Annotated in this window: 15 protein-coding genes; 2 read left to right on the forward strand and 13 right to left on the reverse strand. The window is 31.7% G+C overall.

The window, feature by feature from the left end; genetic code table 11:
- Positions 1-23 precede the first annotated feature (23 nt).
- From B0A64_RS16925 to B0A64_RS16955, 7 genes are all read right to left on the reverse strand, one after another.
- Complete coding sequence (locus B0A64_RS16925; RefSeq protein ID WP_089480683.1) at positions 24-2,003, reverse strand: hypothetical protein; 1,980 nt, start codon at positions 2,001-2,003, stop codon at positions 24-26.
- A gap of 70 nt (positions 2,004-2,073) precedes the next feature.
- A complete protein-coding gene (locus B0A64_RS16930; RefSeq protein WP_089480684.1) occupies positions 2,074-2,631 on the reverse strand; it encodes an SLATT domain-containing protein in 558 nt (185 codons plus the stop codon).
- 19 nt (positions 2,632-2,650) lie between these two features.
- A complete protein-coding gene (locus B0A64_RS16935; protein ID WP_089480685.1) occupies positions 2,651-3,955 on the reverse strand; it encodes a nucleotide-binding domain-containing protein in 1,305 nt (434 codons plus the stop codon).
- A 28-nt stretch (positions 3,956-3,983) separates the two neighbouring features.
- Entirely contained in the window at positions 3,984-5,207 is a 1,224-nt protein-coding gene (locus B0A64_RS16940; protein ID WP_089480686.1) for a restriction endonuclease subunit S, read from the reverse strand.
- A gap of 2 nt (positions 5,208-5,209) precedes the next feature.
- Positions 5,210-6,742, reverse strand: coding sequence for a type I restriction-modification system subunit M (locus B0A64_RS16945; protein ID WP_089480687.1), 1,533 nt, complete (start codon positions 6,740-6,742; stop codon positions 5,210-5,212).
- A 21-nt stretch (positions 6,743-6,763) separates the two neighbouring features.
- Positions 6,764-6,982, reverse strand: coding sequence for a hypothetical protein (locus tag B0A64_RS16950; RefSeq protein ID WP_089480688.1), 219 nt, complete (start codon positions 6,980-6,982; stop codon positions 6,764-6,766).
- A gap of 7 nt (positions 6,983-6,989) precedes the next feature.
- Positions 6,990-7,547 carry a restriction endonuclease subunit S gene (locus B0A64_RS16955; protein ID WP_089480689.1) on the reverse strand — a complete coding sequence of 186 codons (558 nt, stop codon included), beginning with the start codon at positions 7,545-7,547 and terminating at the stop codon, positions 6,990-6,992.
- Between the two features lie 502 nt (positions 7,548-8,049).
- On the opposite strand from B0A64_RS16955, the gene B0A64_RS16960 reads away from it, so the two are divergent.
- Together B0A64_RS16960 and B0A64_RS16965 are read left to right on the forward strand one after the other, a co-directional pair.
- Complete coding sequence (locus B0A64_RS16960) at positions 8,050-8,436, forward strand: single-stranded DNA-binding protein (protein WP_089480690.1); 387 nt, start codon at positions 8,050-8,052, stop codon at positions 8,434-8,436.
- A gap of 30 nt (positions 8,437-8,466) precedes the next feature.
- Positions 8,467-9,528: a DUF932 domain-containing protein gene (locus B0A64_RS16965; protein WP_089480691.1), complete on the forward strand. Its 1,062-nt coding sequence runs from the start codon at positions 8,467-8,469 to the stop codon at positions 9,526-9,528.
- A gap of 68 nt (positions 9,529-9,596) precedes the next feature.
- Here B0A64_RS16965 and B0A64_RS16970 read toward each other — a convergent pair whose 3' ends face one another.
- From B0A64_RS16970 to B0A64_RS16995, 6 genes are all read right to left on the reverse strand, one after another.
- The gene (locus B0A64_RS16970) at positions 9,597-10,472 is read right to left on the reverse strand and encodes a diacylglycerol/lipid kinase family protein (protein WP_089480692.1); all 876 of its coding nucleotides are present in this window, start codon (positions 10,470-10,472) and stop codon (positions 9,597-9,599) included.
- A 140-nt stretch (positions 10,473-10,612) separates the two neighbouring features.
- Positions 10,613-11,206 carry a nicotinate (nicotinamide) nucleotide adenylyltransferase gene (gene nadD / locus B0A64_RS16975; RefSeq protein ID WP_089480693.1) on the reverse strand — a complete coding sequence of 198 codons (594 nt, stop codon included), beginning with the start codon at positions 11,204-11,206 and terminating at the stop codon, positions 10,613-10,615.
- 420 nt (positions 11,207-11,626) lie between these two features.
- Positions 11,627-12,349: a 4'-phosphopantetheinyl transferase family protein gene (locus B0A64_RS16980; RefSeq protein WP_089480694.1), complete on the reverse strand. Its 723-nt coding sequence runs from the start codon at positions 12,347-12,349 to the stop codon at positions 11,627-11,629.
- On the reverse strand, positions 12,346-13,536 hold the full coding sequence (locus tag B0A64_RS16985) for an NAD(P)/FAD-dependent oxidoreductase (RefSeq protein WP_089480695.1): 1,191 nt from the start codon (positions 13,534-13,536) through the stop codon (positions 12,346-12,348). Before B0A64_RS16985 ends, B0A64_RS16980 begins: the two co-directional genes overlap by 4 nt.
- Positions 13,536-14,243: an MBL fold metallo-hydrolase gene (locus B0A64_RS16990; RefSeq protein WP_165769839.1), complete on the reverse strand. Its 708-nt coding sequence runs from the start codon at positions 14,241-14,243 to the stop codon at positions 13,536-13,538. Before B0A64_RS16990 ends, B0A64_RS16985 begins: the two co-directional genes overlap by 1 nt.
- A 117-nt stretch (positions 14,244-14,360) precedes the next feature.
- Complete coding sequence (locus B0A64_RS16995; RefSeq protein ID WP_089480697.1) at positions 14,361-15,170, reverse strand: sterol desaturase family protein; 810 nt, start codon at positions 15,168-15,170, stop codon at positions 14,361-14,363.
- Positions 15,171-15,173 lie beyond the last annotated feature (3 nt).

Here is a 15,173-nt window from a genome sequence, read left to right on the forward strand (position 1 = left end):
TTTATATAGCTCCTCTAAATTATTTAATTCACTCTATTTTTTAAATCATAAATTTCATTTTCTACGATGACATTAATTTCATTAACATATTCGCTATGTTTTTTAATAAGTCTTTTATTTAAAGGAATTAACGGTAAAATTCCAAAAATTAATTCAACTGAACATCCAATTGCATATTGAACTATAGGGCTTGTGTTAGAAAGACCATATTTAAAAGTTGAAAATATTAATCCAAATACAAATAATGGAATTAATACTAAAGCAACTCTATTATATAGTAGTTGAGTATCATATTTATCTCTTAATTTCCCCCGTTTATCATTACTTAAGACATTATATGCTAAATCTCTTTGGCTTTCGGCTTTTTCTCTATTTGCTTTAGCAATACTTTCCTTGCTTAATGCTTCTTCCATATCTTTTACTAAACCAATAGTATCACCTTCAATAACTCTTCTTAAATAAAGAGCAACATTTTCTTCTTCAGCACCAACTACACGCATTCTTTTCACTTCTTTAGCAACTTCAATTACTCTTTCATTAGGCAATTCATTTATTTTAATGTTTGTCCTTAAAATGAAGGCTAAATCTTTTACTTCAAAAGCCTCACTTTCAGGAACTAAAGAGTATTTAATAAGATTTTTAAATAATGGAGCAAAATTTGAGGCATCCATATTTACACCACCGCTATTAACCGCCATTAAACCAATCACCACATCAAGTCCTACTGCAATTTCGTTTTCATCTCTTATGCAGTTTTCAATAGCAAATCTTTTCATTGTACTATCACTAGTGATAATCCAACATTTTTCATTTTTTCTTATAAATTGTGCTCCACTTATAATAGCAGCATCGTGGATTATTGGATTTTCTCTTTTATCTCTTCCTGTTCTTCTTTTATAAGTGTCATTAATTCTAGTTTTTAAACTTACATCTTCCTTTCCGTTTTCAATCGCAACACTTAAAGTATCATAATCATAAATTTCAATAGGTAAATTATCACTAAAATGTGATGGCATATCTAACAATCTATCAAACATTCTTGTGACATCAGTGGCATCTAAACAGCCACGTCTTAAAGCTGTTTGAATAAATGGACAATCAGAAGATCTTAATACATTTATATCAAAACTTTCAAAAACTCTAATTGTTTCTGTTCGTCTCCAGTTCATAGCTCTCAAATATTCCTCTCTAGTTGTATGGAGATAGACGGGAGAAATATTTAATTGTATTAAAATACTTTCTAACGAATTTAAAGAAGTAGAAAGTTCGTGTTCTTCTAAATCTAAAATCATCAAAATATTTGTGTCTAAAATAAATTTACTATCCTTAAATAAATCAATAGTAATTCCGTCGGCATAATTTCTTGCAGTGATTAATCTTGAAGAGAACATTGAAATACCATAATACCAAAAAAGTAAATTATCATCAGGATCTTCACTATCAATAAACTTTAAAAACTGTGCTTTTAGCCAGTCTTTATCATTTTCAACAATTAAGGTGTTGTTTAATAAAATATTATCCAAAATTTCGTGGATATTATGAACTGAATTAGCACCATTTTTCCCTTTATAGGTAATTTGTTGAAACCACTCAAAACTGTATTTTTCGAAAAATGAAATTGCTGTATCGATAAACCATTTTTCTATATTTTCTTCTTTGCTTTCTGCTTTTGAGAAATATTTATCCAGAACTTTAGAAAGTAAATCTTTGTTTTTATCTACTTCTTTTTTGATTTGATCTTTGTAATCATTATGAATAAAATGCCTATTCGATTTAACGTTTAATTTTCGCTCTTTAATTAATATTCTTATAGCGTCTTCAATATCCTTTTGTGATACCGGTGAAGTTAATACTGTAGTTAATTCAGCTTCAATTTGTTTTAAAGTTGTACCATCACCTTTTAAATAAACAATTTTTAATATTAATTGCGACAAAGCAATTTTAGATAATGTCTTGAATTGTCCATCGTGTTTTATGTATAATGTATGTAACTCTCTTTTCATTTATAGGTTTTGGTTTGGCTGTTAGCTTTTTTTTAAATAGCTCTAATAAACAATTCAATGTTTTATATGTTTAATTATTTTTCCTTAAACTTTCAGGTAAAAATTTATCAATTTCCTCATCCGAAAATGTAAATTCTTCGTTTTTCTGTAAAGCTTTTGAAGCGATTTTATAAGCTTTATTAATCGTTTTTGGAGCACCTCTATATGCATTTAGCAATTGCTCGTTAAGCTTATTTCTTTCTATTTGATAATCGTTCACATCTTTATTACCAATTCTAATATCAACTAGCAGTGATAATAATTTCTCTCTAACTTCTATTATATCCAGTGCAGCTTGTTTGTGTTTTTCAGCTAATGCCAGTAAATTATAGTCTTTTGAATATAAACTTAAACAGAGTAGGGCAGTAGAAAACAATGCTGCAAGAAATTGAAAAACGATTCCTTCACCAAAGATCACCACCAATATACTTGTTGTTGTTAAGGCCGAAAGTATTACCTCTGTTATTTTTAAACAATCATTTCTCTCTTTTAAAACATCCGCACATTTTTCATGTGTTTTGTGAGTATAAACTACTCTTCCATATATTTCTCTAATTTGAGATTCTAATAAAACTTTTTTTTCCTTCATGGCTTATCCTTTTATAAAATTATGCTGAAATAGGTACATCAATTGAATCTTTTGCTACTACTATGTTGTTCTTAATAATATAACACTCAACATAATGTTCACCATTAAAATTGGTAGTTTCGACTATTTGTTCACTTCCAAAATCGTTAGTAATTTGTCCTCTGATACAATTTCTTTTAATGGCCTCATTTCCTCTGTTTGTGACTTTCCATTTTACAGTATATGGATGTGGGATGTTTATTTCTGAAATGAAAAAACGAAGTGATCTACCAATTATTAAAGGATACTTTTTTCTTAAATACTCTCGTAATAGACCTTCTCTAAAACCATTTTGTTTAACTTCGCAATCAATCTCTAGATTGTATCTAATTTCAATAGGATATAAATTTTCGATATACTCCTCGTTACTTTTGTATGATAAATTAAGTGCTCTTGCTTCAGTTTCTTCATTTTGATATTTAGGGAAATCATTTCCATAAATATCTCGCCATTTATTATGCTTTGTCTTATCTGAAACAGCATCAATAGCTTTACAAGCAAGGTCATATGCTTTTTTAGATTTTCTTCTAAAAGATTTTCTCACTTTTACACGTTGCTTACTTCCTAAAGCTCCATACTCTTTCTGGTCTTTGGGTTGATCATATAAATATTTAAAAAAATCTCTACTCATTTCATCAAAATAAGCAAAGCTTTTGGTGTTATAATTAGTAGTGGAATTTAAGAAATTATATGCTAAAGTATCGATTAACAATCCACCCATGCACACACCATGTTTATTCTTCCAAGACCTGGTCATCTTACAAAGCCTCCTCAGATTTCTATTCTTATTTGGTTCTGCTTCCAACATCGCATCCATTTCTTTTCTTGGCTTTGTAATCTTCCAGGATCCATCACCATAAGTATCTGGATACTTATAATCTTGATCTTCTACTTCAAAAACTGGCTGAACATCGATGTGACTACCATCTGAAAAACTAACAGTTACAACACATCTGTCTACTTTTATATCTGAAGCAGAATATGTTTTTTCAATTGCTTTTTTTGTGTCTTGCAATAGTTTTGTTTGTCCGCCACTTTTATTGTAATCATTCCATTTAGAATTAGGCATAATATATAACATGTCTAAATCTGAAATGCCTTTAATCCCGCTATACCTGCCATAAGAGCCAACCTGTAAACTATTTGCTGTTGTTGATTCTGTATCACGAAAATATTGATTTAAAGCTTTGGTTATTCGAGCATATCTGCTAGAAATTGTAGTCGCTTTATCATCACTAATTTTAATATTACCTAGGAATTCTTGAAAGGTTTCAGATGTATTCATATGTTTATGTCGGTTTGGTTGATTTTTTCTATACGGTTCTAATTTTTCCAGTTAATAGTTGTTGCATCAATCCTTTTTTCTGTAACTGCAAGATTTCTAATTTCCGTTGATATTGATTTAGTTCTTCACTAGCTTTGTCAAGGATGTCAGCTATTGCTTTTTGTTCCTCAACATCAGGGATTTTAATTTCTAATTTTAGAAAATCGGTTTTACTCATTACTCTATTTCGACCTGCACCACCTGGAGAAATTAATTCCAATAAAAATTTGAACCTTTTTTGTAAAATAAAATGTCTAAAATATTCAGGAATTGCATTTTTATAATTGAATGTGTACGTTGGAAATCGATGCGAAACCAAGCCTCCTTCATCTTTTTTGCTTACTATCGCAACAGCATGTTCCCAAGCAAACGTGATATTTATAATTAAATCATTTTCTTTCACTTCATACATTGTTTCCATTGCAATAGAAGCTGGATCAAAATCATTTTTATGGAAAATCCCTTTGCCGTGACTTCTTAAACCAAGCGCTAAATAATTTGCAGTTGGTTTTATAATTGGTCTGGGAGTAAAATTTAAACATTCAGTTATAACCTTATTATTCCATTTTTTATCAAAACCTTTTACTCTTATTTTTCCAGTAAGCAATTGCTGTGCAAGCCCGTTATTTCTCACTATCAAATTACCAATAATAGCTTTACAATTATCAATAGCAACATCCCAAGTTGATAATGTTGAAGCAATTTTTTGTTGTTCTGGGAGGGTTGGAATAGGAATAAACATTGAATTTATAATATTTAAATTAAGTCCACCTCTTCCTCCATCACCAGTAGAAAGTTGTCTTAATTCGTTATATCTTGCATCTAGGTTATAATACAGATATTCTTCATTAAATTCGTTTGAAGGAAAAATTGCTGCGACAGATTGATTTGTACAAAGTTCAATCATATTCATAGCAACAGTTCCTCTTGTTTTTCCTTGCCCTGCTAAACCTACCAATACACATTTGGGAGGAATTAATTTTGTACTAGAATTTTTCAACCCTATTTCAGTTATCCTACCTGCAACATCGGATATTTTTTTTAAATTTAATTCACCAGAACTCATCCATTTTATTTCTCCTCCCCAATACTCTTTCTTTTGAGTTGAAGGTGTACCTCCAGCAGTGGTTTTTGTTATTTCACTAATCTTTTTCACTTCCCAATCATTAGGAATTAAACCGACAGAAGTTTTCTTATATTTTTTAATATCCATTATTATATAAGATTTAGCTCTTTCAAGTAGTTTTCCATTTGGTTTTCTACTTCGGTTAGTTGTTTTTTTAGTTCCGTAATAGTGGTATGCGTGGCTTTAATATCTACTTCTTCCTCTTCTTCAAACGTATCAATATAGCGAGGAATATTAAGATTGTAATCGTTTTCTATAATATCAGAGATTGTGGCACGGTAGCTATATTTGTCTTCTACAATAGCGCCTTTTTCGGTAACTAAAGGTGTAACAGATTTGAATGTCTTGAATGCTGTTACAATATGCTCAATATCAATTTTGCGCAGCTTATTTTGATTTTTACCATTCTCAAATTCACGACTGGCATCAATAAAGAGAATGTCTTTGTTGCTTCCTTTTCCTCTGTTGAAAATTAATATAGCGGCAGGAATTCCTGTTCCAAAAAACAGATTGGCAGGCAAACCAATAACAGCTTCTAATAAATTTTCGTCAATTAGTTTTTTACGAATTTGTCCTTCGGTACTGCTACGAAACAATACGCCGTGTGGTACAATTACACCAACTTTACCCACGTCTTCATAGGTAGTTTCTATCATGTGACTGATAAAAGCATAATCTCCTTTGCTCTTTGGAGGAACTCCTCTATGAAAACGGCTGAACTGATCGGAAGCCGCCGTATCGGCTCCCCATTTGTCAAGCGAAAATGGTGGATTTGCTCCCACAATATGGAATTTCATCAATTTGTCATTTTCCAACAATTTTGGATTATTGATAGTATCTCCCCATTCTATAGTAGCACTGTCTTGTTCATGTAAAAACATATTCATACGACACAGTGCCCAAGTACTGCCGTTGTTTTCTTGCCCGTAAAGGGAATAATTTTTACCCTCAATTTCATCGGCCATTTTAATCAATAGAGAGCCCGAACCCGCTGTGGGATCACACATTCTGTTACCGGGTTGTGGATCCAGTAATTTAGCTAATAGTGTACTGACTTCACTTGGCGTATAGAATTCTCCCGATTTTTTCCCACTTTCACCAGCAAATTTTGAGATTAGAAATTCATAACTATCTCCAATGACATCGTTGTTTTTTAAATGTGATGGTTGCAAATCTAATTCTGAAAAATCAACCAATAAGTTTTTCATAATCGCATTACGCTGTTTTGTTTGTCCAAACACCGTTTCAGAATTGAAAGAAATACTACGGAAAACCATTGCTAATTTGGAACGGTTAGCATCCTCTAAAGCGGTTAATCCGATATCGATAATTTCCCCAATGTTAGGTTCGTTTCGATTTTGGAATAGGTAATCAAAATTGCTTATTTCTGGTAATATAAAACGCTCTCTTTGTAATTGGCGTTTTACCATTTCTTCATTATCTGGATACTTAATGCGGTATTGTTCAACTTTGTCTTTCCAAACATCAGACAGGTATTTTATAAATAATAGTGTCAATATATAATCCTTGTATTGTTCACTTCCCATTACTGGGCGTAAAGTATCACAAGCTTTCCAAACAATATTATTGATTTCCTTTTGAGTAATTTTATTCTCTGCCATAGTGGTTATATTTTGGAGCTATTATTTTTTATTGTTATTTACTAAATCGTTTAAAGAAGCAATATCGTTTTTTTCTAAATAAGTACCTAAATGCATATCGCTTCTTACATTCAGATCAATGTTATACTTTTGTTCGATAGTTCCTATGTGTGTGTCACTTCTTTTTTGTCTTAATTCTCCGTTATCATTTCTGCTTCTGTCGCCTCTCATTCCTGGAGCATCATTTTTTATTTTTGCCATCTCGTGATTATTTTATGATTGTTGAAATTGTTGTTTGAAATAATTTTTGTTTCTCTTTGATTAAGGCATTTGTAAGCTCAATATCTTTTAGATACAGTTCTTGTAATGCTACAACTTTTTGTTGTTCTTCTAATGGTATTAAATTAAAGGTAAAGTCTGCCAACTCGTTTTTACGAATAGAAGGAATAGTACTTCCAGCACCTGATTGCTGAAAGTGCAGTAAATTTTTTGGAAGATTGAGTACTGAAACCAAATAAGCTGGTATAATTCTAGTTTTATCAGTGCGTAAAATAAAAAATATTGAAGACGCCACGGCTTTGCCAAGTTCTTCTTTATATAATGTAGCGAAAAATCGAAATCCTTTTGCTACAAAAAGAATATCTTCATTTTGTAATAAATTTGCTATTGATTTTGAATCTTCTTCCAAAAAAGTATCATCATTTACAATATATTGCCCAAATTCATTGAAATGTTTGGCTTGAAAATATGGAATAGTACCTTTTTTACTAGGCTGGCCATAATAACCGAACTGAATATTTGCTATTTCTTTTAACTTAACTTCCATCTCATTATTTTTGTAATGTTATTCATTTCTGATACAAATGTACAAAAATAATGCAAATACACAAATTTATTTTATTGTATATTTATTCGTTTTTTTTTAAACACCTTAAATGACTTGTGTATTATATAAAAAATTTAAAAAAATATATTTAAAATCTCGTAGACTACCTCTTTTATTTGCTTCATCTTTTTAATACTAACATTGAGTTTATATCTCCCTGGAATTTAAAAAACACATTTTCATCATAGAAAACCAAAAAAGTTTTTCTTAAAGCTTTCACTCGAAACGGACTAAAAGGGCAGCTAAGATAGTGACTTAAGCATGTCCCGTGCGCATAATGGCGGCGCTCCCCTTGCCACCCTTCGGGACTTATAGCACTTACCCATCCTTAAGCCACTTACATCTTGCTTTCTTTTTTCCCGTTTTTTCGTTTTGAAAACAATTTTTGTGGGAGCAGGATTAAAGAGAAAGTAAATAATAGTAATCCTTAAAAATTAAAATTATGGAAATCACAGGACGATTAACAGCAGATGCAGTAGTTCAAAAAGTGAACAATGACAAACAAGTAGTCAATTTCAGTATTGCCATCAATGACAATTACAAAACCAAAGGCAGTACCGAAGTAAAGGAAGTAACAACTTATATCAATTGCTCCTATTGGTTAAATACTGCTACAGCACAGTGGCTAAAAAAAGGAACACTCGTACAGCTCTTTGGACGTATTGGCATGAATGTCTACAATAACAGCGAAGGCGAAGCAGTAGGCACGCTGACTTTTCACACCAATAATATTAAAATTTTGGTTTTCCCCAAAAAAGCAGAAAGTACTGAAGCCAATTCAGCAGTAAAAGAAAAGAAAGCAAAAAAAACAGCAGACGTACCTTTTTAACAGTATCAAAATCACTTAAAATTCAACATCATGGCACATAATATAAATTACAATGAGCAGTCAGGAAAACACAGTTTTTTCAGTACTAAACAAAAAGCATGGCACAATTTGGGACAGATTATTACCGATTACCCCACAAGCGCGGAGGCAATTGCGCACGCAGGTTTGGATTATGAAGTAGAAAAACGTAAAATTTTCACAACCAGTTCATCCGAAACCATTTTGGATAATGAAATCATTCTGAGTAAAATAGAAGTACCAAATTACTACAGTACGGTGCGCACCGGTAATGATACCGTACTCGGCGTTGTGGGCAAAGACTACCAGATTGTACAAAATAGGGACGCCTTTTCTTTTTTTGACAGCATCGTTGGCGGTGACGGAATCCTATACGAAACTGCAGGGGCACTCGGAAAAGGGGAACGCATCTTTATAACAGCAAAATTGCCAGATTATATTAGGGTTGGTAACGATGATTTGATTGAGAAATATTTGTTCTTAACAACCTCACACGACGGAAGCGGAAGCATAACCGCAGCATTCACCCCCATACGAATCGTTTGCAACAATACACTTAATGCCGCTATGAATAACAAAACAAATACGGTACGTATTCGTCATACCTCCAATGCCAAACAGCGTTTGGAACAGGCACATAAAGTAATGGGCATATCCGATATGCTATCATCACAAATGGAATCCATTTTTAACCATTGGACAAAAATCCGAATAACGGACAATGAAGTGAAAAAACTAATACAGTCCGCCCTTGTTCCGAGTAAAGAAGTGCTCAAAACTATACAAAATGGAAGGGAAGACGAACTCTCGACTTGCTTTACCAATATGGTCGATAGCGCATTTGAATATGCCATGAGCAACCCTACACAACTGATGGACACCACTAAAGGAACTGTCTTTGGGGCTTACAATGCAATCACAGGATATTTTCAGAATGTTAGAAATTACAAAGATGAAGAGGCTAAATTAACTTCCCTTTTGATGGGTGGAACAGGACAGATTCGCACACAATCCACTTTTAATCTTTGTGTGGATTTTGCAAATAAAGGCTCGGACGCCTTGATTCTGAATTAGCTAATCAGGACAGGCATAACCTGCCTGTCCTTTTAAACCCTGATTAAACTCAATAATAGAATAACTTACTAAGCTATTACAGTCAATGCACTTGGCTTAATACGTACCTGAATAATAGGCTTTTTTAAAATATAAATTTCTCCGTCACAATGAATAGAAGTATCCGAATCAATATGTACATCAAACTCTGCCGCACGTAATAAGCTAGTATGGGATGATTGTTTGATTTTTTTACCAAATATATTTCCCAAAATCCTTCGTAACATCAAAAATGGATAAGGTTTAACAGCTATACAATCCAATAAACCATCATTAGATTGTGCGTCAGGAGCTAGATATAAATTGTTTCCTACTTTAGATACATTACAAAATGTAATTCTGAAAAATCTATTTTTCAAACCCAAAAAATCGCATTCAATATCTTTGTAGTTAAAACAATATTCATAAGTCACTATTCGAATAAAATTCCATATCCCCCGATTATGTTTTTTCTCATTAAATATCTTGGCGCAATGTGCATCAAAACCAATTCCAGATGCTGTTAAAAAGGGAAGATCATTAATATAACCTACATCCAATTTTTCTAATCTCTGTTTGTTCAAACCTTCAATAGCCAGTTTTACATCCAATGAAATTCCTAAATGTTTCGCTAATCCATTACCCGAACCTACAGGAATGATTCCCAAAATAATTGAATGACCAATTAATGCCTTTGCTATTTCATTAATGGTACCATCACCGCCTACTGCTACAATGATATCCGCACACTCTTCTACCGCTTTATTAGCAATCTCATAGGCATGATTTTTGTATTCTGTAAACTTTAAAGAATAGTTATATCTTTCTAATGAAATATATTGCGCTATATAATCTGTAATAGCATTAATATTATTTTTAGTTCCTGAAATTGGGTTAATTATAAACCAAACCTCTTGTTTATTCATAAAATCTTGTTTTTAAGTATTATAATTTTTAACTCAAGTTAAGATAAAAATTATCCTAACACTATAGCTTTACTAATTGAAGGCAAAAGTATACTGCTCGACTTTGGAGAAAAAAATCAAAAGACAAACTTTTAATTATTTCAAATAAAAAACTCATTCCTGGAGATATATTCCTCAACTACAGAAGGAACCAAATAATTAATAGGATGACGATTTTTAATAGCATTTCGAATATAGGTACCTGAAATATCGAGTATTAATGGAACTTCTATAAATTTAACCTTTGGATGTTTTTTAAAATTGCTATCAGGAGTATTGTTTTTAGGGCTAACATATATTTCATATTTTTCCAATACTTTATTAAAAACATTCCATTTCTTAAATTTTACCAGCGCATCTTCACCGATGATTAATTTAAATTCATGCTCTGGAAATTTATCCGACAGTTTATTTAAATTATCAACAATATAACTAGGCTTAAGCATGGTAAATACCGTAGGTGAAGATGATATAAAATCAAAGACCTTTAATCTAGGATTATCTGAAATTGACATATTAATCATTTCGATACGAGCACTTTTTGGCAACGTAGTTTTCCTGTTTCTAAACGGGCTTGGAGGTGCTGGGATGAGCCAAACCTCTTCCAGATCAGTTGTATATGCCATCGTATTAGCAATGATCAGATGTCCCATATGAATGGGATTAAATGAACCTAAAAATAAACCGATTTTCATAGATTTGTACAATTATAAAAATAAAATAAAATTTGGATCGTACTAATTTTACCAATAAGAGTAAAATCAATGGTCGCCTTACACAATAGTAATGCTTTTTCTACATTTAAGCAAATTGAGAATGATTTTCAGTATTAAAAAATTTAACACTATTTATTTTAGAATTCACTATAGTTTTTTTTACACTTAGTACCAGTTAAAAAAAACAATGATACTGAGATTATAAGAAGATATCCAAAGAATAATCAGCTGCTTTTTTATCAATTATTTAAAATCGCTAAGCTTGTTATCAAAATATGATTTTTTTCATTTTATTTTTCAGTAGATTATTTATTTAAATAAAAGTTTAAGACTACAAAGTATTATGGTGTGACTATAATACTTATTCTTTTCTTTCTACAACTTAATTTTTAAAATTGGTCAATATTGAGAGTTATATACTAGGCCTTTATTCATTATATGAAACTCCATAATTAAATCTTTAACTGTTAAAACCGAAACTTTCTCTGGAAATATTCCCTCCTCAGCAGCACAGATTGCCATTTTATAATCAGAATCGATAGCGTAAAGTTTATAGTACCAAGAACCAACATCATTATTTTTACCAATTATCTGGTTATTGAAGTTTATCTCAAAAGAAACTTCATTAAGCGGAATATAAAACCCCTTTCCCATTGCCTTTACATGTGCTTCCTTAAGTACCCATAAATTAAAAAAAGTATTTATCCTTTCAGGCTTACTAAGTAATTCCAATGTTTGTTGTTCTTTAAGCGATAACACACTTTGTAAAATTTTTCGATTGTAATTTATTTTTTCGATATCGATTCCTACCTTCTTTTCAGAACATACACCAACAACCCACTCTCCCGAATGTGAAAGATTAAACTCAAAGTTAAATTCATCTGAAACTTCAGGCTTCCCATACTTATTATATTGATATCCAGAAAAGTCTAAGGTGTTTTTAAGATGTTCAGGCAGCATATAATATTGTAGTAAACCAGTTACTGCAGACCGATATTTATCTTCAAACCGAATAAAATTTGAAATTCTTTTTTGTCTTTCTTTTTCCAGAAATGGTATCAGACAATCCAAGTCCTCAATTGTAGCATCCGTTAAACCAATATGAACTGCAAATACCTTCATCGCAACTCATTATTATCAATTGTAAGTAACCTATGAGCTTCTTTCTTAGCACGTATACAACAATCTTCAATAGCGAGACCTTCCATATAATTGGAAGCTATAAATAATCTCGTTTTAGCAATATCCATTTCTATTTCTGTTAATACTGCCTGATCTTCTAAAGTCGTGATTGGTAGCTCTGATCTTCGCTCTTCCAATAACTTGACTTGTTGAGCTTCCACATCAAAAACATTTGCGATAGCCTGTATTTTTTCTTCCTTGGTATATTTTTCTCCTTTAAAATGGAAAACCCAATATTTTTCACCTGAAACTTCATGAAAAATCGCAGAATAAAAAACATCATTAAGACTAAGAATACTTTTCTTACGCTTTCTTAAAGCTGTTTGGTCACTGAAACCTACCAGCATTGTATCTATCTGAGCTAACTTAAGTCTTTGAAGTTTTTGAGCTAATTTTGGAACTGTATTAACCAGCAATTGTGATGTTATTTCAGACGGACAGGAAAAACAAATATTTAAACTACTCCCCAGTAACTCCTTATCATTCCATATTTGATACATTCCTTGGTCAAAAGTTACCGCCGACACCTTTGTTCCTTCATAACATTGAATATTTGGATTTTCCTTTACAATATCCATAAATTGCTGTAAACCATTTTTTAACACAAATTTTTTGGGAAATTTTTTATCAGCTTTTCGCTCCTTAAACAATAATTCTGCCGGAAACTGATCTGGGTTTTGACACAATATTGCTCTAAACAAATAGTGAAATAACTGTTTATAATTTTTTCCTCCAAATATAGAACTGTAATAACTACTTATCGACTTGTCTTGTTTTGAAACCAAAAACATACGTGGCAACGATAATAACAATGATCCAAAATTAATATTTTTCAAAAGAGTCTGAAACATACCGTTTTTATATCCTTCGAATTTCAAATTAGGCACAGCTTTAAGTTGATCTAACTTTCCATAATACTCCAGAATTTCCAACAATGTTTTGTATTTATAGGTCAATGTATGCCCGCCTAATTCAAAAAAATAATTATTATCCAAAGTTATACTATCGAAGCAACCTCCTAGTTGCCTCTTTTCATAAAGTTTCACATGGTAACCATTTATTGCGCAATAATGAGCAAAACTAATTCCACTAATACCTCCTCCTACAACTATAATTTCCTTTTTCATTACTTAAAATTAAAAATATTTGTTTGATGCTTTCGCATTCTAATTTTAACAAATTTATCGATATCTTGAATGTGTAAATATATGTTTTTTTTGACAATGTCTTTATAATAGGCACCTGGTTCAATACCATAACAGTGACCTGGATATATCATAGTATCTCCCGATATAAATCGGGTTATAAATTCTAAACTCCTAAACATAGCCTCTGGATCACCTGTAATATCATCGCAAACTCCACACCCTTCAATAAATAAGGTATCCCCTGTTATAATTGCTGATCCTGCATAAAAACACATACTCCCTTCAGTGTGTCCTGGAGTATGCAAAGCAATCACTTCTGCATTGCCTAATTGAATGGGATATACATTGGCATCCCCTGTCCAAAGAGGAGTCAATTCGCAAATACTAAATAATTCTACTGAGGGTGAAAAAGGAAATCTCTTTAAATCCAGTTCATGTATATATATAGGTACTTTGTATTTTTCTGCAAAAGTAACTGCCAAATCAATGTGGTCAAAATGAACATGCGTAATGAGAACATACTTAATTTTAACCTTTTCCTTTTCAATTACGGCAACGATTTTTTCAAGTTGCCAAGCTGGGTCTACTATGGCGGCTTCACTAGTTTCATTATCTACCAGAAGATAACAGTAATTTATCATTACGTCACCCATTTCTACTTTAATTTTATGAACTTCTATTGACATATGCATTGTTTTTTCAGCCTCATCTCTATCCTAATTATCCATCAGAAATTATCACAAAATACATTATCTCTTTTAAAGACACTGGTTCTTGCAGTCTTTTTCTCCTAGTCTATTCGTTTATTTTGTTGTTTTCTCCTCTTCATGATGATCTTCTACAGATGTTCTACTCACTACTTTTTCATATTCTATATCATAATCTTTATGCACAGTTTGGCAAATCCTATCCCATATATTTGTATAAAGCCCATAGTTAACATGTTTTCCAGAATGGTGCATATTATGAAACGTCTCTGTGTTGATCCATTTTAAAAATATACTTTTGTTGAACCCTGGACCAAAGAATTCAAATCCACAATGTCCATAGATAGCATTAAACATTATTATCAGAGTAAAGACTACAAAAGCACTCATATGCGCAGGTATGATAAAGATCATTGGGGCAACCACACCTCCGCTAAGTAACATTTCTACAGGGTGCATGCAAAACGATGACCAAGGAGTAGGATTATGAGAAGAATGATGGATTTTGTGAACGTTCCACATAAATTTAGTATGCAACAATCGATGTACAAAGTAAAAATAGATATCATGTATAAGCATCATAATGATTATACTAAAAACAAAATAGAGCCATCCATAATCGGAAATATTTTCATATATTTTTGTATATCCATTTTTGTAAAAATAATACACAATTGTCCCAACAAAACCCATTACTAATGCACTTGAAATCGACCACTTAAATTCATATTTTATTTGCTCCTTTTCTGGAAAACTTAACTGATTCTTTCTTTTAAGATATTTCCCTTTTTTCCACACATACAAAAACTTATACATAAGACCCGCTATAAACATATAACGAATCCAGAATGATAAAAATACAATCAGTGGCATTAGAAGCCATTGATATTTAAAAAATAATTCCATGTT

Source organism: Flavobacterium araucananum (assembly GCF_002222055.1).
Classification (GTDB): Bacteria; Bacteroidota; Bacteroidia; order Flavobacteriales; family Flavobacteriaceae; genus Flavobacterium; species Flavobacterium araucananum.